Here is a 24,063-nt window from a genome sequence, read left to right as displayed (position 1 = left end):
GCCACAGGTGACACTGGAGCCACCGGAGCCACCGGAGCTACGGGAGCAACAGGTCCAACAGGTCCAACCGGAGCCACCGGAGCAACAGGAGCCACCGGAGCCACCGGAGCAACAGGAGCCACCGGAGCTACGGGAGCAACAGGTCCAACAGGTCCAACAGGTCCAACCGGAGCCACAGGTGACACTGGAGCCACCGGAGCCACCGGAGCTACGGGAGCCACCGGAGCCACAGGTGACACTGGAGCCACAGGAGTAACAGGAGCTACGGGAGCCACCGGAGCTACGGGAGCCACGGGAGCCACAGGAGCTACAGGAGCTACGGGAGCCACCGGTCCAACAGGTCCAACCGGAGCCACAGGTGATACCGGAGCCACGGGAGCCACCGGAGCCACAGGAGCTACGGGAGCCACCGGAGCTACAGGAGCCACCGGTGCAGGATTAGCTGAATTTGCATATGTATACAATCTAAGTGCTCAAACAGTAGCTTTGGAGGCACCAGTGATTTTTGACTCAACTGGAATTATTACACCTGGCATTACACATACTCCTGGAACAGCCCAAATTATAGTAACCACTCCAGGAAATTATGAGGTGACTTTTTCAGCCTCTGGTGTAGAGCCAAGCCAATTCAGCTTATTTGTAAATGGAGCTCCTGTGACGAACACAGTTTATGGTTCAGGAGCTGGTACTCAACAAAATACTGGTCAGGCAATAATTGCTTTAGCAGCAGGTGACACTCTTACTCTTGTAAATCATACTTCTGCAGCGGCAGTTACTCTTCAGACTCTAGCAGGAGGGACACAAACAAACGTAAACGCTTCGATAGTCATTAAAAAACTAGACTAAATATATGTTTAGAGAGGCTTTTAGAGCCTCTCAGTCATACACAAAAACCCCACTTTTGCTTGAAATGAAAGTGGGGTTTTCACTTGTTTTTATAAGTGTACATAAACTGGATCGATTTTTTCTGTGTCTAGCTTGCCAGTTCTGTTAGTTTCAAGCGAAAAGAGCGTCAGGAGTTTCTATACTTAATCAGTCGGATTTTATTTATAAAGTCTGCTCACAAAAATTATTCGCCTTAACCTGTTATTGTTTTGTTTTTGCCTCCTTAATTAAGGTCTAGACTAACCTAAATTTATGAGACACTATAAAATACCTTCGACATGGTCCACTTAAAAAAGTATGAATTCAGAGGCCATCAATCATTTTAAAAGTAACCAATCTTGTTACAAAGGGGGGACAGGAGTAAGAAAATTACAAAAATATCCATCTGCTCTTTTTTTATATCTGACAAGGTCGCTAATAATAACGGCATTGATGGCTATTACGGGCCGAAGACAAAGGCGAAAAAATCTCCAAATCCTTATCAACTTCTGTTTAAAACGTTGATTAACGAATCAACCATTTGTTTTATTTGCTCTTGATTTAGATTTCTCATCCCATGTTCTCTTATGACAATATTGGCTGCATTCCATTGATCTTTATTTTTTATCTCATGAAGTTCATAAAGGAACTTTTTTATATTTAAATCACTCTCATCTTTTCTGTATTCCTCTGCTAAAGTTGTAATATCAGAGTAATCCATACTAAGATTAAAATAGCATTCTAAAAAATATTTAAATTTATCTAATGTGAATTCTTCATTCATTTTTATCACCTTACTTTACAACAGGAAAACCTGTTACAATTTTATATCCATTCTCCATGGAACTATCTTTTTTAAGAATAATTCTAGAGTTCTTTAATCCATATGTTACTTGTTTTGAGGAGGAGGTTCCATGATTCTTTGTTGAAACGCCCTTACCGATATCAAAATCGTGCTTTGTATTAATTAATAACCTAGGGCTTGAATTCGGATTATTGAGCCATTCAGAAATTTCTTGAGCGTGTTTTCTTATACCTTGTTGTGCTGCTTTTATTGCTGTTTTTTTGTTGCTGAAAGTTGTAGAATTAACACCTTCTTTATTAGCCCGTTTGATTAAATCTTCATTTGATTTTCCAAGATGTTTTTTAATTAAATGACCTTCGTTTTTTTCCATAACATCTAAAATATCATCATTGAGATTTTTGCGTATAATTTCGGGAGTGTAAATCTTAGCCTTAGCTACTTTCTCCCCTTTCATTATTTTAAACACGTATTTTCCAGCTTTAACGATTTGAGCTCCTGGTATCATGTACAAGCTTGATACGAGGCGGTCCGTGTCAGTGACTTTATTACCTGTTACAGGATTTCTCCCTGTAATGACTCGAATTGCATCGTTTATTCCTGTAAATTCTACCGCTGTATTTAATACGTTTTGGGGTTGATCGCCTGTTTTTACATCAGAAATCGGTTTAACGCTCTCAATCGTTACTTTGTTTTGCTCCGATATTCGTAAGCGATACAGCATTCCGTCTCGTATGACCTCTATCGTTTTGGCATTTGCGAAGTCGATATGTTTGTACTCACTTGTATCATACACTTTCCCATTGATGATCACTACGTTTTGATTGATTTTAGTAGGTGGGTTTTCCTTCATAACCGTATCCACATTCGCCCGTTCTTTCTCACTCAGCTTCCTCAGCATGATCATCATTGGGGTCTCGTCAGGATTGTCTATTTTTTCATTCAATTTGCTGATCGTACTGCTCACTTTTTCTGCTTTTCCATCTTTGAAAATAGAGCCTTTTTGATAGCTGGTGATCTCAATTTTTGGACCAGTGAACATGGTGCTTAGGGTGTCTATGTATTGATTCATTGTGTGAAGGGTGCTTTCTGTTTCATGTAAAGCACTCGTTTGTTCCCTGTCAAATGCATGAAGCAGTCCAATGGTTCTTGAGGTCTCAAGCCATGCTTTTTGGTAGCTTTGTTGAAAAGCAGATTCGTCTACATGAGGCAAATGAACAATATGGCTGACCTTGCCGAGGGCTTGATTTACATCTGATACGATATCAGAAACGGTCCGTTCGGCTTTTTTTAACCCTTGGTCAAGCTCGTGTTCAATGAATGATTGAGAGATAAAGCCATTCGGGTTTGATTCAAGTGCATGGAGAGCCTGCTTTGTCTTTTTTAGCGCACTGGTGTATTCTTCAATGACGACCTGAAAGAATTGCAAAAAGGGGATATGACACTCTGCATAAAACGCTCGAATGGCTTCTCCAGTCTTGCCCTTTAGTGCGCCATCTAGTGAGATGATTTGATTGATTTGTATTTCAAGGGATTTGATGTTTTGTGATTGTTGATTTAATTGTTCCAGCGTTTGATCAATGGCATTGTGCAACGCCTGAACATCTAAAGTTTTCATGGCATTCTCCTTTAATGGTTGCGATCAATAGAGATTTTACCATTATACGGAGAATGGGTGGGAAATAAATACTTACATTCCTTTAAAATGAAACGATTTACATAGACAATTAATACTAGATATTTTCCGTAACAGAGCTGATCCTTAGAAGAGATAAGGGCATTTTTGTTTGAATTTCTAAGTAACTTACCGGATGCTTTGCCCTGCACATTACAAAATACGTTTTCCGATTGTTCCTTTTTACACGGCGTTTATGTCACCCGAATCCTATTTGTTAATTTGTTGTTTGTAATATTATTTTAACTTAAAATGCTTTAATGCGGGTCACCAACAAAAGCAAGTCAAAATGAAAAAAAGAGGAATACGTCAGTGCACTTTTCGTAAAAATTCCTCCCCCGCAGAGAATAAACAAAAAACCCTAGAAACGTTGATAAACCAACATTTCTAGGGTTCATGTCTATGCTCTTTGTAGAGCAATGAAATTAACGAGAGTAGAATTCAACAATCAGTTGTTCGCTGATTTCAGGAGCCAACTCAGAACGCTCTGGAAGACGAGTGAAAGTACCTTCAAGCTTTTCAGCATCGAAAGAAAGGTATTCAGGAACAAAGTTGTTTACTTCAACTGATTCTTTCACAACTGCTAGGTTTTTAGATTTTTCACGAAGAGAAATCGTTTGACCTGGTTTTACAGAGAAAGATGGGATATCTACACGGCTTCCATCAACAAGGATGTGACCATGGTTGACTAGCTGACGAGCTTGGCGACGAGTACGTGCAAGACCGAGACGGTATACTAGGTTGTCAAGACGAGTTTCAAGAAGGATCATGAAATTTTCACCTTGTTTACCAGGAAGTTTAGCAGCTTTGTCAAATAGTGTACGGAATTGACGTTCGTTTACACCGTACATGTGACGAAGTTTTTGCTTCTCTTGCAATTGTAAACCGTATTCAGATAGTTTTTTGCGTTGTCCTGGACCATGTTGTCCTGGAGCGTAAGGACGTTTTTCAAGTTCCTTACCTGTTCCGCTTAATGAAATGCCTAAACGGCGGGAAATTTTCCAACTTGGACCTGTATAGCGAGCCATAATGTGACTCCTCCTTATTGTTTTTATTTGTGAAAAATAAAAACCGTCTGTTCTTCCTCTTTTTTGTCATTATGTTTTCATGCATCCTCGCTCCAGCAGCAGGGAGTTACAAGATGCACCTCCAAATAGAAGGAACAAAATGATACAAAAAAGCCGAACAAAAAGGCTGCCATATTTCACACAAACTCTATTATATGATGCTGAATATAAGAAGTCAACCTATTTAGAGATAAAGAAAAAAGCAGACAATTTGCCTGCTTTTTCATCAACTATGCATCTGCGGAGGCAGACAGAGCTTTTTGCAAGACCTCTGTAAATTCAATTAAGTACGTTTCATCTATTTCATCAAAACGATCTTTGACAGGGCTGTCAATGTCGAGCACCCCAATGATTTCATCATTCACTTTCAGCGGGATGACGATCTCTGATTGCGAAGCAGCATCACAAGCAATGTGTCCTGGGAATGAATGAACATCCGCTATGCGCTGAACATCACCTGTTGCAAAAGCTGTTCCACATACCCCTTTTCCAGAAGGGATGCGAACACATGCAGGCAGACCATGAAATGGACCAAGAACTAGTTCTCCGTTTCTCGCCAAATAAAATCCTGCCCAGTTTACGTCAGATAAAGAATGATATAAAAGGCTAGCAGCATTCGCTAAATTGGCAATCAAATCTGGTTCACCAGCCGTAATCGCTTCTACTTGTTTCACAAGCATTTGATAATCTTTCAACTGATTACCAGACTGTTTTTCGACATGAAACATGAAAATCTCCTACTTTCTATCTTAAAAATACATAACTTGCGTCTCGCATGTGGGATTTGTCGAGCAAATGTAAAAGGAACTTCCGCCTTCAATCTTGAAGTATGTACATATGAAGAGGGGTGAGGAGCGGATGAAACCATCAACAGCCGTGCAGACAAAAGATCGTATAATTGATGCTGCCATCAGACTGTTTAACCAAAAAGGATTTTCTGGAACCTCTGTCCGTGAGATTGCGAAGAAAGCAAACGTCAACGTTGCCCACATATCTTATTACTTTCAAGGGAAAGGAGGGCTGCTTGAGCAGCTCGTGTCCGATTTTTATGAAGGCTATATTCATATGATTGAAAAACATATCCATCAAATGGAGACTCGTCACGCAAAAGATTGTTTACTTGGTGTGGTTTTTGATATTTTATCTTATCAGCACGAGCATCGTCAATTAACCCGTTTCGTTTATCGAGAGGTCACAATTGATTCCACATTAATCAGAGAAATTATGTCGACCTATTTGACAAAGGAGAAATATTTGTTTCAACTCATTATAGAAAAAGGGAAAAGCACCCATGTCATTTGTAAGCAGCTCTCACTACCATCGTTTATGATTCAGTTAAAATCACTGCTGATGATGCCGTATTTGCAGCCGCAATACTTAACAGAAGTGCTTTATCTTAATCCAAGCGAGCCTTACTTTTATCAAATGTACTTCAAGGAGCTGAGCCGCTTGCTTGATCATTTGCTAGAACCTAAGGAAGCGAGATTGGATGCTCACATGAATCTCATGATGTCTTCGAATTGATCATAGGCATAACCAACATCTTCCGCTTGATGGGCATCAGACCCGAATATGAGCGGGATTTTTTTCTTTTTCGCAAGTTCAATCATCCAATTGTCTAAATAGATACTTCTGGCATATGTTTTACGAAGTCCTGATGTATTAAAATCTAAGGACATCCCTTTTTTTGCCGTTTCTTCAATACAAAGGGCGACCATTTGGCAGAGTTCAGAAGACATATTATATGGAAAAAGCTGATTGAATTTACGTACAAGGGTGATATGACCGATTCTCTTTGGCTTATAGTCACCCAATGATGATAGAATAGAAGAATGAACTTGCTCATAGTAGCTTTGATACACCCGTTCTATACTGCCATAGATACGGATTAGCTCCTGGAAGGCATGTTCATCAAAATCAAGACAAATATAATGATCACCAGCAGGAAGAAAGTGAACAGATAAAATACCATCATCTAATTCAGGTCCGTAGCAGTCTAAAAAGGCACTTGTTTCCTCTTGATACTCTTTGATATAGTCAACCTCAAGCCCAGTTTTTACTATTAATTGCCCTTTATACTCTTTTTTTAGTTGATCCAGCATTGTCAAATAATCTTCAAGGTCTGTAAGCTTCATAGCACTGTCCTGATCAGGCGTTGGGTCTCGAAAGGAAGGGGGCAGAGGTGCATGCTCAGTAAAGGTTATGGAATCAAATCCCTTTTTAATGGCTTTTTCAATATAAGAATGAAAGGAATCGAGCGAGCCGTGTGGGCAAAACGGTGTATGAATATGTGCATCTTGTTTCAGCATGTCGTCACCTCTTGTCGATATTTTGAAAAACGTGATGTTTATCAGCGAAAATAATGAAAAATCATGACCAAAAATGCTGGTTACATGGTATCATAATAACAATGAAAACGACAGCTACCGTACACATAAAGCAGTTCACATCTAGAGGTGTGATCAAATGATTGAAAGCTGAATTACTTTCTTGAAAAAACATACATAAAACCGTGAATGGATGTTAATGAAAAATATGTGATATTGCGAATAAAAAACAAATGCAAAGCATACACGAAAGGGTTCTCAGGTCTTACTTGGGACACTTTTACCCTGACATCACTTAGATCACAACAAGGGGGCTCATTATGGAGTTAATCATCGGTTTAATTGTCATTTTGCTTGCTTTGTTTTCAGTCGGTTATTTTTTGCGAAAAAATATATATAAAGAAATTGACCGATTGGAAGCATGGAAGATTGAAATTTTAAACAGATCAATTGTAGAAGAAATTTCAAAAATCAAACATCTCAAAATGACCGGAGAAACAGAGCAATTTTTTGAAAGGTGGCGCTCAGAGTGGGACGATATCGTCACCTCGCATCTTCCAAAGGTAGAGGAGCTATTATATGATGCAGAAGAGTATTCTGATAAATATCGATTCTCCAAAGCCAAGCAAGTCCTTACGCACATTCAGGACTTGCTAACTGCTGCTGATTCGAACATTGAAGACATTTTAAAAGAGATTGCAGATCTTGTCACAAGCGAGGAGCAAAACCGCAAGGACATTGAAAAGGTCAAAGAGCAATATCAAACAGTTCGTAAAAATCTACTTGCGTATAGCCACCTATATGGAACCCTTTATGACAAGATGGAGCAGGATTTAGATGAGGCTTGGGAAGGGATGAAGCAGTATGAAGAAGAAACAGAAAACGGAAACTACATGAAGGCAAGGAAAATTCTTCTTGAGCAAGACCGCAGACTCGATCAGCTCCAATTGTATATAAATGATGTACCGAAACTCATTGCTGATTGTAAACAAACAGTACCAGGACAGCTAACAAAGCTGAAAGACGGTTACAAAGAAATGACAGAAAAAGGCTACAAGCTTGAGCACATCCAAATCACAAAAGAGCTAGAGAAATTAAATAAACAGCTCAGCCGTGCGGAAAAGCTTCTCATTGATGAGCTTAATCTAGAAGAGGCATCAAGTATTCTGCAAATGATTGATGAGGCGATTCAGACGCTATATGATCAACTAGAAGCTGAAGTAGAGGCAGGTCATGAAATCAAAAGCAAGATGCCGGAACTCACTGAAGCGTTCGAAAAGCTCGAACAAGATCATGTGCAAACAAAGGCAGAGACAGCCCTTGTGAAAGAAAGCTATAAGCTGACGGCAGGAGAGCTTGATCAGCAGAAAGCGTTTGATAAACGATTAGAAGAAATTGAAAAGCTCATGAAGCAAATTCGCGAGAAGCTTGATCGTGATCATGTGGCGTATTCGTTATTAATGGACGAAATAGACCAGCTTGCGACTTTTATCGATGAAGCAAAGGAATTGCATGAAGCATTTAAAGAACATCTTCAATCATTACGAAAAGAAGAACTGCAAGCAAGAGAAACGCTTGCTGAACTCAAAACGATACTGACGGATACGGTGCGTCAGTTGCAAAAAAGTAACATTCCAGGCATACCTGCTGACATAAAGGATCGAGCCCAAAAGGCGCAGGACATGATTCAGCAAGCCCATGAACAGCTTGAGAACCTGCCGCTTAATATGACAGCAGTCAATCAGCAATTAAAAGAAGCGTCTGAAACAGTGAGAAGTGTCTATAACGATACACAAGACATGCTGAATAAAGTTGATCAAATTGAACGTATTATTCAATATGGCAATCGTTTCAGAAGTCAAAATCATATTTTATCAGAGCAGTTAAAAGAAGCAGAACGAAGATTTTATGCATACGATTATACAGGTTCATTTGATGTGGCAGTAGCAGCGGTTGAAAAAGCATCACCTGGAGCAGTTGAGAAGCTACTGGCTCAACAGAAAAAAGAATATCAGCATCAATAAAAAAGCTGAAGTCCATTTACCGGACTTCAGCTTTTAAATGTTATGATGCTTGTTCTTGACGCTGCTCTGGAGCAGAAGAAGTGAAAAGAGAAATAATGAATCCAACAACAATTCCGAGTAAAGCAGGAACAATCCAGCCAATGCCAAGATCATATAAAGGTAATAATGTCATAAAGACGTCTTTTACTGGACCAATTGGGATGCTGGCAGCCGCTAAGCCGTCAAATAAGCTCACACAGCCAGTTAAAATTAAAGATATAACATAAACAGGTCTTCTATGACCAACCCATTTATCTGCCAGTGACAGGACAATGATCACAATGGCTAGCGGGTAAATAGCCGTTAGAACTGGCACAGAGAAAGCGATAATATGAGCAAGTCCAAAGTTTGAAATGATAAAACTGAATAATGTCACAAGTGTTATGACCATTTTATAAGAAAGTTTAGGTAATAACTTTGAGAAATACTCTCCGCATGATGTGACAAGACCAATACTAGTTGTTAAACAAGCCACAGTAATAGCGGCACCTAATACAATATTTCCTAGACTGCCGAATAGAAATTGAGAGGACTGAGCCAAAATTTTGCTTCCGTCTCCAATGAATCCAATCGCATGTGTACTAGAAGCGCCTAAATAAGCTAGTGACAGATATACAAATGTTAATCCGCACGCAGCAATAAGCCCAGCTTTGATACAAGCAGAAGCGAGAGCCTTTTTACTTGTCACACCGCGTCCTTTAATGGCATTGATGATGACAACACCAAACACAATAGAAGCAAGAGCATCCATTGTTTTATATCCTTCTAGAAATCCTTTGAAAAATGAACCATTGCTATATGAGGCGTCTGGTGTGCCAATGATTCCCATTGGCGTTAAAATGGCTTTCACAATGATAACAAAGATAATCATAAATTTAATCGGTGTAAGAATTTTCCCTACACGGTCGACAACCTTTGTTGGATTTAAAGCAAGATAATACGTAATACCAAAGAATACAAGTGTGAATAAAAGAAGCGACAGCCAAGCTGGTACACCAGCTAAAAATGGTAATGCTCCAATCTCATATGATACCGTTCCTGTTCGAGGAATGGCAAAAAGAGGTCCAATAGATAAGTATAAAATGACTGTAAACACTGTGCCGAATGTCGGGTGTGCTTTATCAGCAAGCCCTTTTGCATCACGACCTGTTAATGCGATTGCGATAATGCCAAGAAGTGGTAAACCAACACCTGTTAATAAAAATCCGCCCATTGCTTTCCACACATTTTGCCCAGCATATTGGCCGAGCTCTGGTGGATAAATCATATTACCGGCGCCGAAGAATAAAGCAAATAGCATAAAACCTATAATAACCGTATCTTTCGTCGACAAAGTTGCCTTCATTGAATAAAGCCTCCATTGTTATGTTGAAATATTCTGTTAATTAGTTGCTAAAAATCGTTCTTAATCAACATTCACTAATTATAAAGGATGTACGTCTGATGTCAACATGTGTTTTCATACAAAAGTCATGAATTTTTCTATTTCAGTATTTGAAGAAAAATAATAAATATTCGTAAGAAGCGAGCTGTTTGGCGGGGAAATAATTCGCTTCCTGTTTTTTATCATATTAAAATATTCTGACATTTTAGATGGCGATATGACAATGGCACTATGCATGATATAGTGAAAATGGAAAGTTGTCAACCTGCCATTTATCAGATGAATTCTCGGTCTATTTGCAATATGTTAACATATAGATAAACTTTTTTAAAAAAGCTTTTCTATAAGGAGTTCCGATATGATTTATCTTGACAATAGTGCAACAACAAAACCTTACCCAGAGGTTTTACATGTATATCAACAAGTAAGTGAACGGTTTTTTGGAAACCCGTCTTCCCTTCATCAACTTGGAATTGATGCAAATCGATTACTAAGTGAGACACGAAAGCAAATGCTTCAATATGTAGGCTTGAAACAACACGAGATCATTTTTACTTCTGGTGCAACAGAAGCGAATAACATTGCTATTAAAGGTGCTGCTCTCGCCAAAATGAATCGAGGCAAACACATTGTGACATCAACAATTGAGCATCCCTCTGTCATTGAATCATTCAAACAGCTTAAAGCGTTATTTGGCTTTGACATCTCCTATATTCATGTAAATAATCATGGACATTTAGATTTGACTTCATTGAAAGAAGTTCTTCGTCCTGATACGGTGCTCGTGAGTATCATGCATGTGAACAATGAAACGGGTGCCATTCAGCCAATTGAAGAGGCTGGCAAAATCATACGTGAGTATGCAAAAAACGCACTTTTTCATGTGGATGGTGTGCAAGGGATGGGGAAGGTAGAACTGAATAAACAACAAATCGATATCGACCTTTTGACAATGTCAGGCCACAAAATTCACGGGTTGAAAGGGACAGGTGCTCTCTTTTTTAAGAAAGGCACTGTGCTTACGCCTCTATTCACAGGAGGAGAGCAGGAGTTTGGTATACGTTCAGGTACAGAAAATCCTGCCGGAGCCGTCAGCTTAGTAAAAGCAGTGAAACAATCATTTGAAAAACTGGAGAAGCACCGCAATGAAATGCTGTTGCTCAAAACAAAGTTGCTTGACCAGCTTGCTGAAATAGATGGTGTCGTTATCAACACACCGAATATGCAAAGTGCTCCGCACATTGTGAATTTTTCTGTGCCAGGTATTCAAATAGAAGTCCTTCTCCATATGCTTGAAGAAGAAGGCATTTTCGTTTCCACAACATCCGCATGTTCAGCAAAGAAAAAGGAACCAAGTCGTGTACTGTTAGCCATGGGGAAATCAGAAGAAGTAGCTAAAAGCAGTATGAGAATCAGTTTAACATATGGACAAGGTCCTGAGCTCGTTTCACATGTCATCACATCCATCACACAAAGTGTGAAAAAATTAAAAGGAATGAGATAATCAACATGAAGTATGATCACATTTTAGTCCGTTTTGGTGAAATCTCTACAAAAGGGAAAAATAGAAAAAAATTCATTGAAAAACTGAGACAGCATATTCGATTCGTCCTGAAAGACTTTGAAGCATTAAAGTATGCTTCTGACAGAGACCGCATCACGATCATGCTAAATGGTGAAGATCCAGCGCCCATTTCAGATTGTCTAAAAGGTGTGTTCGGCATTCAAAGCTTTAGTCTTGCTGTTAAATGTGAAACAAATCTTGATGCGATCAAGCAGGCGGCACTAACTGCTGTACAAGAAGTGTATGAAAAAGGCAATACATTTAAAGTCACCACAAAAAGGTCATACAAACAATTTGAGCTTGATTCAAATGAAATGAACCGTGAAATTGGCGGACATGTGTTGCGAAATACAGAAAACTTGACTGTCAATGTAAAACAGCCGGATGTCCATTTGCGAATTGAAATCAGAGAGCACGCCACTTATATTACTTTTAAAGATGTAAAAGGAGCAGGCGGATTGCCAGTAGGTTCAAGCGGAAGAGCGATACTTATGCTGTCAGGCGGCTTTGACAGCCCAGTAGCAGGCTATCATGCCATGAAACGCGGCATTCAAATTGAAGCGCTTCATTTTTTTAGTCCGCCGTATACAAGTGAACGTGCAAAGCAGAAGGTGATTGATCTTGCAACCGACCTTGCCTCATATGGAGGTGAAGTCAAGCTTCACATTGTTCCGTTCACAAAAATCCAAGAGCTGATTCACAAACAAGTGCCAGAAAACTATACGATGACCTCGACGAGACGAATGATGCTGAAGATTGCCGATAAAATAAGAGCAAAGCGTGATGCACTTGCAATTATTACTGGGGAAAGTCTAGGCCAAGTAGCAAGTCAAACACTCGAAAGCATGTATGCAATTAATCATGTCACAAACACACCAATCATTCGTCCACTCATTGCAGTTGATAAAAATGACATTATCGAAGAGGCGAGACGAATTGGCACATATGATACAAGCATTCAGCCTTTTGAGGATTGCTGTACGATCTTTACACCACCTTCCCCAAAAACAAAACCAAAGCTTGAGAAAGTAGAAAGGTACGAAAGCTTTGCTGATTTCGAGCCGCTGCTTGACGAAGCATGTGAGCAAATGGAAACAATCGTTGTCACAAATGAAAAGAAAACGGCGGATCAATTTGCTGATTTATTTTAAAAAGAAAATTTCATAATAATTACCATCAAATCAATCGCATGAAGTCATGTGTTTCTACACAATCTATATTCACAAGGAGGTGAGAACACATGGCTCAACAAAACAGACAAAGCAGTTCTAACCAATTACTAGTACCAGGCGCTGCTCAAGCAATCGACCAAATGAAGTATGAAATCGCTTCTGAATTCGGTGTAAACCTTGGACCAGAAACAACAGCTCGCGCTAACGGATCAGTTGGTGGAGAAATCACTAAGCGTCTTGTATCTTACGCTCAACAACATATGGGTGGCGGATCTTTCTAAGACACACAATGAAAAAGCTATGGCTTATGAGCGGGATTATTCCCGCTCTTTTCTTTTTGTACATATGAATTGTTAGAATATTTATAAAAATGGAGACGAATCAAAAAAATTATGGCATAATACTAGGAGTAGGTCCTAATCTAAGCATTTTTCAGTTATGAGTGTTAAAATAGGTAAATCGAAACATAAAAGGTTTCAAAGAAAGAGGCTAAAAGGAGCGGTACCATGAAAAGAGAAGACTTAATTGCACCAGCACAATATAACTTAGTAAGTGAGATTGAAGCTTTCAGTCAAGACCGCGGGAAGATGGCCCTGCATTGGCAAGATGGAAATGGTCATGAAGCGCATTTGACATATGCAGCTTTAGTAGAAGAGGCCAATAAAATAGGTCATGTTTTATTAGATGCAGGGTTTAAAAAAGGCGATAAAATCATTGTGATGGTGCCGCGCATGTTAGAAGCATACAGCATTTATTTAGCTATTTTAAAAACAGGCATGGTGGTCATTCCTTGTTCAGAAATGCTTCGTGCAAAAGATTTAGATTACCGAATTTCACATGCAGAGGCAAAGGGAGCCATCGTTTACGCTTCATTCATACAATCGTTTGAGGGAACGAATGACCCGAAAGATTTTAAAACATTCTCAATTGGCAAAAATGATCAAGGTTGGACAAATATTGTAGAACAAAAGAACAATAAACCAAGTGAGCTTCAAATGGCACAAACAGACCGATCAGACATGGCATTTCTATCCTATACATCAGGCACAACAGGAAACCCAAAAGGGGTTGTTCATACTCATGGCTGGGCTTATGCCCATTTACGTACGGCGGCCAAAGCATGGCTCTCCATTCATGAAGGAGATAAAGTATGGGCAACAGCAGGACCAGGATGGCAGAAATGGGTGTGGAGTCCTCTCTTATCTGTCCTAGGCAGTGGAGCAGAAGGCTTTGTATACGGAGGGACATTTCATCCGAACACGTATTTAGAGCTGCTTGAAAAAAATGAAATCAACGTTCTGTGCTGTACACCAACAGAATATCGCTTTATGGCCAAAGTAGATAACTTGGATCAATATCAATTGCCAAAGCTCCACAGTGCAGTGTCTGCAGGAGAACCTCTCAATCGTGAAGTCATTGATACATTCAAAAAGTATTTTAATGTAGATGTACGAGATGGCTACGGTCAGACCGAAAGTACATTGCTTGTGGGCGTGTTAAAAGGAATGGACGTCAAGCCGGGCAGTATGGGGAAACCAACACCAGGTAATGAAGTGGATATCATTGATGAGGAAGGCAATGTATGTGCACCAGGAGAAATTGGTGACATTGCTGTTCATCTTGAAACGCCGGCACTATTTAAGGAATATTACAAAGATGAAGAGCGTACAAAAATGCAGCGCCGCGGAGATTATTTTATCACTGGTGACCGGGCAAAAAAAGACGAAGACGGTTATTTCTGGTTTGAAAGCCGCAGTGATGACATCATTATCAGCTCAGGTTATACCATTGGACCATTTGAAGTAGAAGATGCACTCATCAAGCACCCAGCAGTCAAAGAATGTGCCGTCGTCGCAAGCCCTGACGAAATTAGAGGATCGATCGTTAAAGCTTATATCGTACTTCGTGACGCATCTGCACAAAGTGACGAGCTCATCAGAGAGCTGCAAACACATGTGAAAAATACCACCGCACCATATAAATACCCGAGAGAAATCGAGTTCATTGATGAACTCCCTAAAACACCGTCAGCGAAAATTCGACGTGTGGAGCTTAGAGAAAGAGAACTTGCGCGAAAAGCATAATCAATCATACTGGAAACGAAAAGAAGCGTTTGGATGGAAGACATCCAACGCTTTTTTTATTGTGTCGTATCTTAAGATGGATGTTCCAGATACAACAAATATTTTTTATCGAAGTGACCGATCAAGTATTCAATGAGAGGGTGAAGAGACAATTAAGTGAGGGTATATGCTACTTTTGATATTTTTTGGGAAAGAAAGTTACATGAAAAATAGGAGAAGCATTTTTTGAGCTTCCCTTCTGGCAATTCGCAATTTCATGAGGTGTGAGTGATTCATTGGCAGCTAATTGTTTTAAGATCAATGTAATGTAGTCAAAAGGTAAACAAGACGTGAAGCGGAAGCGCATATATCGCATTTTCAAATGGACATCATGTATTCTAAGTCACTTTCCTTCTAATTTGAACCTGTTCTGATTTAAAATGACAATGATGGGTGAGATACCTCACCCTCGCCACATGAAAAAGGGGGATAATGATGAAAAAGACTCTATTTAAAGATGCGGCCCTGCTGACTCTTGATCCATCTTTAGGTTTTCTAGAAAAGGGAGATATGATCATTGAAGGGGCAAATATTTTAGAAGTCGCACCCTGTATAGAAGCAGGTGATGCAGAGGTGGTGGATGCATCAGATATGGTCTTAATGCCAGGACTTGTCGATACCCATCGCCACGTTTGGCAATCTGTCATTCGCGGTATTGGAACAGATTGGTCTCTGCAGACATACTTAAGCAAAATATATTACGGCAACTATGGGGCAATGAGGCGTCCATCTGATGATCGAATTGCAAATTATTTAGGCGCATTAGAAGCTTTAGATGCAGGCGTTACAACATTTTTAGACTGGACAATGATTAATTCAATGGATCATACAGAAGAGCTCATTGGGGGATTGAAAGATGCGGGCATTCGTGCCGTCTTTGCCTTTGGAACTTCTGGTGATGCAGCATATTGGGATAGAGAGAGCACACTCACAAATATGGAAGAGGCAGCTCGCGTGAAAAAAACGCATTTTCAATCATCAGATCAGTTGTTGACGATGGGACTGGCAATTCGCGGACCGGAATTTTCCTCGTGGGAGACATCAGTCTTTGAAATTGAAACAGCAAAGTCTTTAGATGCTCTATGTAGTATGCACATTGGGTTTGGAAATTGGGGGGGAGCTGACCGATCTATTGAACGGCTTCACCAAGCAGGATTACTAGGACCAGATGTAAACATGGTTCATATCAACGCAATCGATGCAGATCAAATGAAGATGCTGGCAGATAGCGGAAGCTCTATATCGATTACACCTGAAATTGAAATGATGATGGGACATGGTTATCCTGTGACAGGTCTTGCTATTGAACATGGTGTGCGCCCGACGCTTGGAGTAGACGTCGTGACAGCGACGGGAGGAGATCTTTTTGCACAAATGAAGTTTGGTCTTCAGGCAGAACGTGCGATTCAAAATCAATCTTTATTGATGGAAGGCATAATGCCAGGACCAGAACTCGGGCTGTCAGCACACCAAATGCTTGAAGCTGCAACCATTGACGGTGCACGTGCATTAAAGCTAGACCATAAAATTGGCTCGCTCACACCTGGTAAAGAAGCTGATTTCATTATGATCAATCGAACAAGCCTGAATTTCTTGCCAATGACAGATCCAGCCGGTGCGATCGTCCAAACTGCACATCCTTCAAATGTTGATTCAGTATATGTTGCAGGAAAAGCAGTGAAACGAAACGGAAAACTTATCGGTGTGAACCTAGAAGATGTCAAACAAAAAGCCTATGCTGCAAGAGACCATATTTTATCGCACAAGTTTGAATCGACTCCTTTATAAATGTCAACCTTCATAGGATGAGCCTATGGGGGTTAGCATGATCAAGCTTTCCTGATGACTAAACGATCGACAGGATACGAAGAAGGTCAACAGGTGAATTCTTGCATAACCTGATAGAAGTCTGTAATCTCATAGACATCATCAGACCAGTTGACGTAACGTTCTTTGTCTTTGATTTCTTGAAAAAGGGTTGTATCGTCCTCAATCAGTAAAATTTTAAACAAAACCAGCACCACACTTTATCGAAATAGCTTGTATGTAAATGGTAGCGAAAAAAATGCCCTGCCGCCAGAAGCAGACAAGAAAAAAGCAAGGGAAGAGCTCCCTTGCTTCATATTATTTACCTAAGAAATGCTTTTTAAAGAATGATAGTTGGTATTCTAGTGTGAGTGGATCATTAAAATAAAATTCTTCAGCATTTGCTTCAAACACACGATGTTTTTTCACAGCAGGAATGGATTTGTATATTTCACTGTTCTGATAAGAATTATCCATTTCGCTATTTTTACTAATAATCATATAGTCCCCAGCAAAGTCAGGTAGGACCTCTTGTGAAATCGTATAATAGCCGGGTTTTAAAGCTTTTTCTTTTACTTTTTCAGGCATTTTTAGTTTCATTGCTTGGTACAGAATTTCTGTTCCTCGACCCCAAGCATCTCCAAAAACGTAAAGATCTTTTGGACCGCTCTCAAAAACAGAGACTGTCGCATCTTGACCGATTTTTGCTTTGATTTCTTTACCAGCTTCAGTCGCTCGTTTTTTGAAATCTTTTACCCATGCTGTTGCTTCTTTTTCTTTGTTCAATACTTTCCCAATTTCAATATGCTGTTGTAAGTAATCGACTTTGTTATACGTAAACAAGACAGTAGGTGCGATTTTTTTTAGTTTCTCTACATTTTTTGTATTACTTAAGCCAATGATGACATCAGGCTTTAGTTTCATGATTTTTTCCACATTTTCATCGGATACTTCTTCCACATTTTTTAATTTTTTTTGGAAGCGAGGATTCTTTTTTGACCAAGAGTCAACACCAACAAGGTTTACTCCAAGTGACATGACATTGCCCGTATAAGAACCTAGAACAACCACACGTTTTGGATGTGCAGGCAGTTTTACAGGACCTGTTTCAGATTGGTATGTAATCGTGTCAGATGACTTCGATTGATTTCCTTTATTTGAGGATGAGTTGCTGCTACTACCGCAAGCGCTCAACGCAAGCACAAAGATGAGTATCAGAGGGAACAATAATTTCTTCATGAATGTAGACTCCTTTACAATCGGCTCACATGCCGAATATTTGGTATTTAAGTGATAATAATTATCATTATCACTCGAATATCATATCATAGAAGAGGAGTCTGTTGTCAATTACATTTTTTCAGATGCGCATGAAAAGAGGGTAAAAAGTCGGATAATATTCTTTTTTTGACAGAGAGGAGATCTTTTTCAATATAAAAAACCAAAAGATCGAGGCGGCGTATAGCCCTGATCCTTGGTTTTTATTTAAACCAACCTTTTTCTTTTGAGCGGGTAATGGCTTCAATTCGATTTTTTACTTCTAGTTTATCCAAAATGATGGATATGTAGTTACGGACAGTTCCGCTTTTTATGCTGAGTTGTTTTGCGATTTCTTTTGTGTTTTTTCCGTCTGCTACAAGCTCAAGGACGGATTTTTCTCTTTCGGTCAAAGGGTTTTCTTCTCTGTATAAGTCTTCCATCAGCTCGGGGGCATACACCCGTTTTCCTTTCATTACGCTCCGAATGGCACTTGCCAGTTCTTCACTAGGGCTGTCTTTAAGCATATACCCGCTCACACCAGCCTTCAGTGCCCTTTGGAAATAGCCGGGGCGGGCAAAGGTCGTTAAGATGATAATTTTCACATCAGTCTCTTTGAGTTCTTCTGCTGCATCTAATCCGGATTTCCCTGGCATTTCAATATCCATTAAGCAAATATCAACTGGCTGTTTTTTAGCAAAATCAATGGCATCTTGCCCATTTGTTCCTTTACCAACTACTGTCATATCCTCTTCTAAATCGAGGAGTGAACCAAGTGCACCGAGCAGCATTTGCTGATCTTCAGCTATGAAGATGTTGATCATGTGTGCGCCTCCTTTTCTTTTGATGATGAATCATTTGGGATGCTCATGATGAGCTTTGTTCCGCCTTTGGTCTCAATGCGCAGGCGACCATTGGCAAATTCCAGTCTTTCTCTAATTCCTAATAGACCGTGTCCTTTCGTCTGGGAGGACAAATGGTCTCCTTTAAACGTTCCGTCATCTTCAACTGTGATGACTGCTTCCTTTGACTTTTGATGGATCGTGATCTTACAGATGGTGGCATTACTATGTTTGACGACATTGGTGACGGCTTCTTTCATACACATACTCACAATGTTTTCGTTGAGAAGAGAGATGTGTTTCGGTGCTCCTTTTTCATCATATATCAATTTGATGTTGGCTGCTTTAAGAATTTGTTGAATGTTTGACAATTCATCCTTTATACGGATGCCTTTCATGGAAGATACAATTTTTCTCACTTCATTGAGAGACGTTCTGGCTGTTTGTTGGACGCTTTTCAGTTCAGTGCGTGCTTGTTCAGGGTCTTTGTGAATCAATTTTCGGGCAAGGTCACTTTTTAAGCCGATAAGCGATAGCTTTTGGCCAAGTGTATCATGGAGATCCCGAGCAATGCGTTGCCTTTCTTCAAGTTTCACAAGGTCAGCGATACGTTCATTGGCATATTCTAACTTCTCCTCAAGCTGCTCACGTTCCTTCCTGCTACGAATGCTAAGCGGCAGGAGAACGGCACTAATAAACGTGATGACAACAAAGGGAATCTGTGTGAGAAACCACCCTTTTTTTAAAATTAGACTAAAATTCACCGCAACAGCGGCACTAGCAACGTGGGTGTAGTACAAAATATAAAATGGTACTTTGTTTTTAATATGACCATTGAAATAAGCAATGCAAAAAGCAAAATAAAAGTAGCTGTACAGCATCACATATCCAGTAGAAATCGCAATAAGCAGAAGACCTAATACATATAAAGACCAACCTTTTGCGACAAAGGCAAAACGATAGGTCGCAAAAAAGACGATGTTCAAAATGATACCGACCACAATGCCTATAGTCGAAGGGGTCTTAAGGATAAAATAAAAGGGCAGGATGAAAAATATTGCCCATATATAAGGGGAGATCCCATGTAATTTTTGAAATTTAAAATGTTTTTTCATCCAAAGCCACCTTTTCCATATTTCATTCTTTCTCATTACTTTATCAAATTAGGGTCGTTGCTGCATCTTGCAAATACAACAAGCTCCTTCTATGAAAGAAAGAGCCTGCGTATATTAAGCGTTTTTATTTAACATTTCTCTATTGATTGGAGATGTGCTGTTAGCCTTACGTGCTTCTTTAAAGGTAACAAATGTTTTCAGCTCTTCATCCCAAAGTCTGAATTTTATTGAAGCTATACTTGTTTTAAGTGTGATCGTTGGGACGTTTTTGAGCGGCTCGCTCTCTTCATGTGCATGTTCTAATTTATAATTTGGTACTCTTGGGCTTAGATGATGGACATGATGATAGCCGATATTACCTGTTAACCATTGAAGCAATTTAGGCAGTTTGTAAAATGAGCTTCCTTCCACAGCTGCCTGCACATAATTCCAGTGTTCATCGGCTTCAAAGTAAGAATCTTCAAATGTATGCTGCACATAAAACAACCATACACCGATTGAGCCAGAAATTAGAAATATTGGACCTTGGACGAGTAACAAACCTTGCCAGCCAAAGAGAAACCATGTGGCAACTGCCAACAAAACAATCGTTACGTTTGTTAAATAGGTGTTCCAGCGTTCCTTTGTACGAGCGCTTTTGACGTTAAAACGGTTTTGAATTAAAAAGGCAAAAATTGGTCCTAAAATAAACATAACAAATGGATTGCGGTACAATCTGTAGCGGATTTTCGTCCATACAGATGCTTCTTCATATTCTTTCACAGTGAGGAGCCAAATATCGCCTGTTCCTCGTTTATCTAAGTTACTGCTTGTAGCATGGTGAATCGAGTGGCTTCTTTGCCACTGGAGATAAGGGAAAAGAGTGAGTACACCTGTCAGAAATCCAAAAAGGTGGTTAAGCTGTTTCTGCTTAAAAAAGGATTGATGGCAGCAGTCGTGGAAAATGATAAACACACGTACTAAAAATCCAGCTGCAAAGATAGAAAAGATGAGGGTCAAAAGATAGGAGATGTTGAGGCTATAGTATGCAAGAAACCAAAGTGCAAAAAATGGTACAAATGTATTAATCAGTTGCATGATGCTTTTTTTTGTATCGGCTCCAGAAAACTGACCCACTTGTTTTCTTAAAGTTGCTTGTTGTTTTGTATTCGATTGAGTCGTCATGAAAGTTCAAGTCCTTTCTGTTTCGTTTCTAATTCAAAGTATAGGAGGAAAGGGAAGCGGTTCATAGTAGCACCCATCATGCACCCAATATGACATTTGTCATATTGGACACTGAAAAGGCTGATAAATCAGTGTTTTTGAGCCAATATCATGAAAATAAAAAAAGTGGAGACCAGGGGCCTTCACTTTTAAGAACGAGCTTCATGTACTTTGAGTTGTTTTCCTTTAATGGTTGTTTGCCGCATGGCTTTCAGCACAAGATGTCCTTTACCATTTAAGATGTCCACATATGTTTTCGTTTCCTCAATCGTAATGATGCCGATGTCATCAACTTTAACGCCTTCAATTTTGGCAATGGTGCCAACGAAATCGATGGCTCGAAGTTTCTTTTTCTTTCCTCCGTTAAAATAAAGTTTCATTATATCTTGTTCAATCACAGCCTGTTTATTTTCTTTATGAAGAGGCGTTTCAATTTTCTCCTTAAAGATGGTCACATGCTGCTCAGCCTCTTCTTTTGTTGGATAGGGCTGAGTCATAAAGTCAATGTCTGCATCTTTTTCTAATTCGTGAATGAGCGGCTGTGCTGTTTTTGTCATAAAAGCAATCGTTTTCCCGCTTTTACCCGCTCTGCCAGTTCTTCCAGTTCTATGGATATACCGTTCTTTTTCATACGGGAGATCATAGTGAATCACGTGTGTCATATCGCTCACATCAATTCCTCTAGCCGCAATATCCGTTGCGACAAGGTAACGGAATTCGCCGTTTTTGAATTCTTCCATGACGGCAAAGCGATCTTCCTGTCTCATACCTCCATGAATTTTGTCACATGGGATATTCCAATCATCCAGCTTCGTTGTGAGTTCATTCACTCGTTCTTGTGTATTGCAGAAAATAATGCAGCTATCTGGATTTTCAATCACGATGATTCGTTGAAGAAGCGAAAACTTTGCCTCTTCGTCTGTTTCAATGAGGGTATGTGTGATCTGCTGTACAGATGTTTTCTCAGGCACGATATCAATCACTTTTGGCGATTGTAAAAATTGCTCGCTCAGTTCCTTCATCTCATCAGACATCGTCGCTGAAAATAACATCGACATGCGCTTTGGCGGAAGGTGCTGAATGATGGCTGACACTTGATCAATAAACCTCATACTCAGCATTTCATCTGCTTCATCCAAAACGAAAAATTTGAGTTTTTCTAAAGAAAGGGTGCCTTTTTCGAGATGATCCAAGATTCGCCCAGGGGTTCCGCAAACCATATGATTTTTTTGCGCAAGCTCTAATTTTTGTGCTTTAAAAGAGGATTTCCCATAAACTGCGGCTACTTTAATTCGTTTGAATCGTCCGAGCCTTGTGAGATCTTGCTTGACCTGCATGGCCAGTTCACGTGTTGGAACAAGGATGAGGGCTTGAGGTTTATTTTCATACCAATCCGCCATTTCACAGATTGGTAGACCATATGCAACTGTCTTTCCGCTTCCTGTCTGGGATTTGACGATAAGGTCTTGCTTTGAGAAAGCTACCGATAACGTTTCATGCTGAACCGGTGTAGGGGCATGGAAGTTAAGCGCTTCTAACGCTTGTTTCAATTCATGACTTAATGAATATTGATTAAAATGTTGGAATGGCATTGTGTTCTCCTTTTCGTAAGCAAGGCTTACATTCATACTTGTGACATCATATCACATCTTTTCAAAGACACCACATGGTGAAAAGAAAGAAAAGCCCCGTATAGGAGCTTTTCCTTTAAAGAAATCTGCGTTTTACTTTTTCCCAGTACGAGTTGTCCTTTAATTTGACGGTTTTCATCACTTTGCCTGAAAGACCAATGTCAATTTGTTTCACGTGTTTTGTGCCCAGTGCCTCATTATCAAGTCCAATAATCGGATGGTCGTTTCCATCTTGGACGACTTTCAGCGTTAGCTTGCGGTCACTGCTTAAAATGAATGGTGAGCCAAGTGTGCGATACGAGTTATTATTTAATGAAGCAAGCTCTGTCACTTGCATACAAGGGAGCATCGGATCTACAACGGCGCCGCTCACGGATTTATTATAGGCAGTTGAGCCGGTCGGTGTTGAGATAATCATGCCGTCCCCTCTAAACGTCTCAAAGTGAAAATCATCAATAAATACATCAATGACAAAAGTTTTAATGATGCTAGAGCGGATCGACAGCTCATTTAAACAATGGAACTGGTTGGTGCTGTCAACGCTTACATCAATGATTGGATATTTTCGCACTTCAATCTGTTCGGTGTTCATGGCATCCATCATCTTATCAAAATGCTCTAATGAAAAATCGCAGTATAGGTGCGAATTCTCTGTTTTTGATACCCCGACGTACAAGCAGTCATCACGGAAATTCGTTTTACGAACTGCTTGAAGAAATGTGCCGTCTCCACCAATTGAAGCAATTATATGGGCATCCTCTGCACGCTTGACGACATGAAAGCCTTGTTCTGTAGCGAGTTTCTCCAGAGAAGAAATGTGTTCATCCAATTCATGATCTTTTTTGTAAAAGAAAAATACATTGCGACGATTGTCTGTCATTGACGTTCTCCCCTTTGTTGTCAAAATAGATTTCCTATGAAAAGGATTCACATGAGAAAAATCCTTTTTCACATTTTACACTTTTTTCATATGAAAGTAAAAAGAATCGAAAGTGGCTGACAGAAAATAGAGAAAGAGGAGGTCGACTTTTTAGAAATGAGTCAATATACGTGAATAAGAATGACAGGATAGTAAGTATAATTTAGTATTTGTCTCCTTCTTTGAAGGAAAGTTTAGGTGTTTCGTTACGGTGAGTCTCTGTGCTAATGGACGTGTGGAGAAGGATAA

20 protein-coding genes are annotated in these 24,063 nt (G+C 39.8%); 8 read left to right on the top strand and 12 right to left on the bottom strand.

All coding sequences use genetic code 11. The features are described 5' to 3' along the window. Nucleotides 1-846: BclA C-terminal domain-containing protein (locus ACIQCE_RS11385; protein ID WP_483861789.1), on the top strand; the 846-nt coding region annotated here is incomplete at its 5' end. Nucleotides 847-1,366: 520 nt separating this feature from the next. Here the strand turns inward: ACIQCE_RS11385 and ACIQCE_RS11380 are convergent. From ACIQCE_RS11380 to ACIQCE_RS11365, 4 genes are all read right to left on the bottom strand, one after another. Beyond that, on the bottom strand, nucleotides 1,367-1,648 hold the full coding sequence (locus ACIQCE_RS11380) for a hypothetical protein (RefSeq protein WP_400495098.1): 282 nt from the start codon (nucleotides 1,646-1,648) through the stop codon (nucleotides 1,367-1,369). 10 nt (nucleotides 1,649-1,658) lie between these two features. After that, nucleotides 1,659-3,284 (bottom strand): T7SS effector LXG polymorphic toxin, encoded by a 1,626-nt coding sequence (locus ACIQCE_RS11375; RefSeq protein ID WP_400495097.1) that lies wholly within the window; start codon nucleotides 3,282-3,284, stop codon nucleotides 1,659-1,661. 482 nt (nucleotides 3,285-3,766) lie between these two features. Further along, nucleotides 3,767-4,369, bottom strand: a complete 603-nt coding sequence (rpsD, locus tag ACIQCE_RS11370; RefSeq protein ID WP_353854928.1) for a 30S ribosomal protein S4 — start codon at nucleotides 4,367-4,369, stop codon at nucleotides 3,767-3,769. Nucleotides 4,370-4,638: 269 nt separating this feature from the next. Next, nucleotides 4,639-5,136, bottom strand: coding sequence for a GAF domain-containing protein (locus ACIQCE_RS11365; protein ID WP_400495095.1), 498 nt, complete (start codon nucleotides 5,134-5,136; stop codon nucleotides 4,639-4,641). Nucleotides 5,137-5,266: 130 nt separating this feature from the next. On the opposite strand from ACIQCE_RS11365, the gene refZ reads away from it, so the two are divergent. Next, on the top strand, nucleotides 5,267-5,932 hold the full coding sequence (gene refZ, locus ACIQCE_RS11360) for a forespore capture DNA-binding protein RefZ (RefSeq protein ID WP_400495094.1): 666 nt from the start codon (nucleotides 5,267-5,269) through the stop codon (nucleotides 5,930-5,932). Here the strand turns inward: refZ and hisJ are convergent. After that, on the bottom strand, nucleotides 5,902-6,717 hold the full coding sequence (gene hisJ, locus ACIQCE_RS11355) for a histidinol-phosphatase HisJ (RefSeq protein WP_400495093.1): 816 nt from the start codon (nucleotides 6,715-6,717) through the stop codon (nucleotides 5,902-5,904). The genes refZ and hisJ overlap by 31 nt on opposite strands. A gap of 338 nt (nucleotides 6,718-7,055) precedes the next feature. Here hisJ and ezrA point away from each other — a divergent pair, with 338 nt between their 5' ends. Beyond that, nucleotides 7,056-8,759: a septation ring formation regulator EzrA gene (ezrA, locus tag ACIQCE_RS11350; RefSeq protein WP_400495092.1), complete on the top strand. Its 1,704-nt coding sequence runs from the start codon at nucleotides 7,056-7,058 to the stop codon at nucleotides 8,757-8,759. Nucleotides 8,760-8,799: 40 nt separating this feature from the next. On the opposite strand, the gene brnQ is transcribed toward ezrA, so the two are convergent. Beyond that, entirely contained in the window at nucleotides 8,800-10,143 is a 1,344-nt protein-coding gene (gene brnQ / locus ACIQCE_RS11345; protein WP_400495091.1) for a branched-chain amino acid transport system II carrier protein, read from the bottom strand. Between the two features lie 397 nt (nucleotides 10,144-10,540). On the opposite strand from brnQ, the gene ACIQCE_RS11340 reads away from it, so the two are divergent. From ACIQCE_RS11340 to ACIQCE_RS11320, 5 genes are all read left to right on the top strand, one after another. Next, nucleotides 10,541-11,686: a cysteine desulfurase family protein gene (locus ACIQCE_RS11340; protein WP_400495090.1), complete on the top strand. Its 1,146-nt coding sequence runs from the start codon at nucleotides 10,541-10,543 to the stop codon at nucleotides 11,684-11,686. Nucleotides 11,687-11,691: 5 nt separating this feature from the next. Beyond that, nucleotides 11,692-12,897: a tRNA uracil 4-sulfurtransferase ThiI gene (gene thiI, locus ACIQCE_RS11335; RefSeq protein WP_400495089.1), complete on the top strand. Its 1,206-nt coding sequence runs from the start codon at nucleotides 11,692-11,694 to the stop codon at nucleotides 12,895-12,897. Between the two features lie 89 nt (nucleotides 12,898-12,986). Beyond that, the gene (locus tag ACIQCE_RS11330) at nucleotides 12,987-13,199 is read left to right on the top strand and encodes an alpha/beta-type small acid-soluble spore protein (protein ID WP_353854936.1); all 213 of its coding nucleotides are present in this window, start codon (nucleotides 12,987-12,989) and stop codon (nucleotides 13,197-13,199) included. Nucleotides 13,200-13,424: 225 nt separating this feature from the next. After that, entirely contained in the window at nucleotides 13,425-15,002 is a 1,578-nt protein-coding gene (gene mbcS, locus ACIQCE_RS11325; RefSeq protein ID WP_400495088.1) for an acyl-CoA synthetase MbcS, read from the top strand. Nucleotides 15,003-15,476: 474 nt separating this feature from the next. Then, nucleotides 15,477-16,829, top strand: a complete 1,353-nt coding sequence (locus tag ACIQCE_RS11320) for an amidohydrolase family protein (RefSeq protein WP_400495087.1) — start codon at nucleotides 15,477-15,479, stop codon at nucleotides 16,827-16,829. A 336-nt stretch (nucleotides 16,830-17,165) separates the two neighbouring features. Here the strand turns inward: ACIQCE_RS11320 and ACIQCE_RS11315 are convergent, their stop codons facing one another. From ACIQCE_RS11315 to ACIQCE_RS11290, 6 genes are all read right to left on the bottom strand, one after another. Continuing rightward, complete coding sequence (locus ACIQCE_RS11315) at nucleotides 17,166-18,086, bottom strand: iron-hydroxamate ABC transporter substrate-binding protein (protein WP_400495086.1); 921 nt, start codon at nucleotides 18,084-18,086, stop codon at nucleotides 17,166-17,168. A 242-nt stretch (nucleotides 18,087-18,328) separates the two neighbouring features. After that, nucleotides 18,329-18,928, bottom strand: coding sequence for a response regulator (locus tag ACIQCE_RS11310; RefSeq protein ID WP_353854939.1), 600 nt, complete (start codon nucleotides 18,926-18,928; stop codon nucleotides 18,329-18,331). Then, nucleotides 18,925-20,061, bottom strand: a complete 1,137-nt coding sequence (locus ACIQCE_RS11305; protein ID WP_400495085.1) for a sensor histidine kinase — start codon at nucleotides 20,059-20,061, stop codon at nucleotides 18,925-18,927. Before ACIQCE_RS11305 ends, ACIQCE_RS11310 begins: the two co-directional genes overlap by 4 nt. A gap of 114 nt (nucleotides 20,062-20,175) precedes the next feature. After that, on the bottom strand, nucleotides 20,176-21,225 hold the full coding sequence (gene desA, locus ACIQCE_RS11300; RefSeq protein ID WP_353854941.1) for a Delta(5) desaturase DesA: 1,050 nt from the start codon (nucleotides 21,223-21,225) through the stop codon (nucleotides 20,176-20,178). A 188-nt stretch (nucleotides 21,226-21,413) separates the two neighbouring features. Beyond that, nucleotides 21,414-22,856, bottom strand: a complete 1,443-nt coding sequence (locus ACIQCE_RS11295; protein WP_400495084.1) for a DEAD/DEAH box helicase — start codon at nucleotides 22,854-22,856, stop codon at nucleotides 21,414-21,416. 115 nt (nucleotides 22,857-22,971) lie between these two features. Beyond that, a complete protein-coding gene (locus ACIQCE_RS11290) occupies nucleotides 22,972-23,775 on the bottom strand; it encodes an NAD kinase (protein WP_353854943.1) in 804 nt (267 codons plus the stop codon). Between the last annotated feature and the right edge of the window lie 288 nt (nucleotides 23,776-24,063).

It is taken from the genome of Bacillus sp. NPDC093026, assembly GCF_044754665.1.
GTDB lineage: Bacteria > Bacillota > Bacilli > Bacillales > Bacillaceae > Bacillus > Bacillus maqinnsis.
The sequence above is the reverse complement of the archived record's forward strand: the minus strand, read 5'-3'. Positions and strand labels throughout refer to the sequence as shown.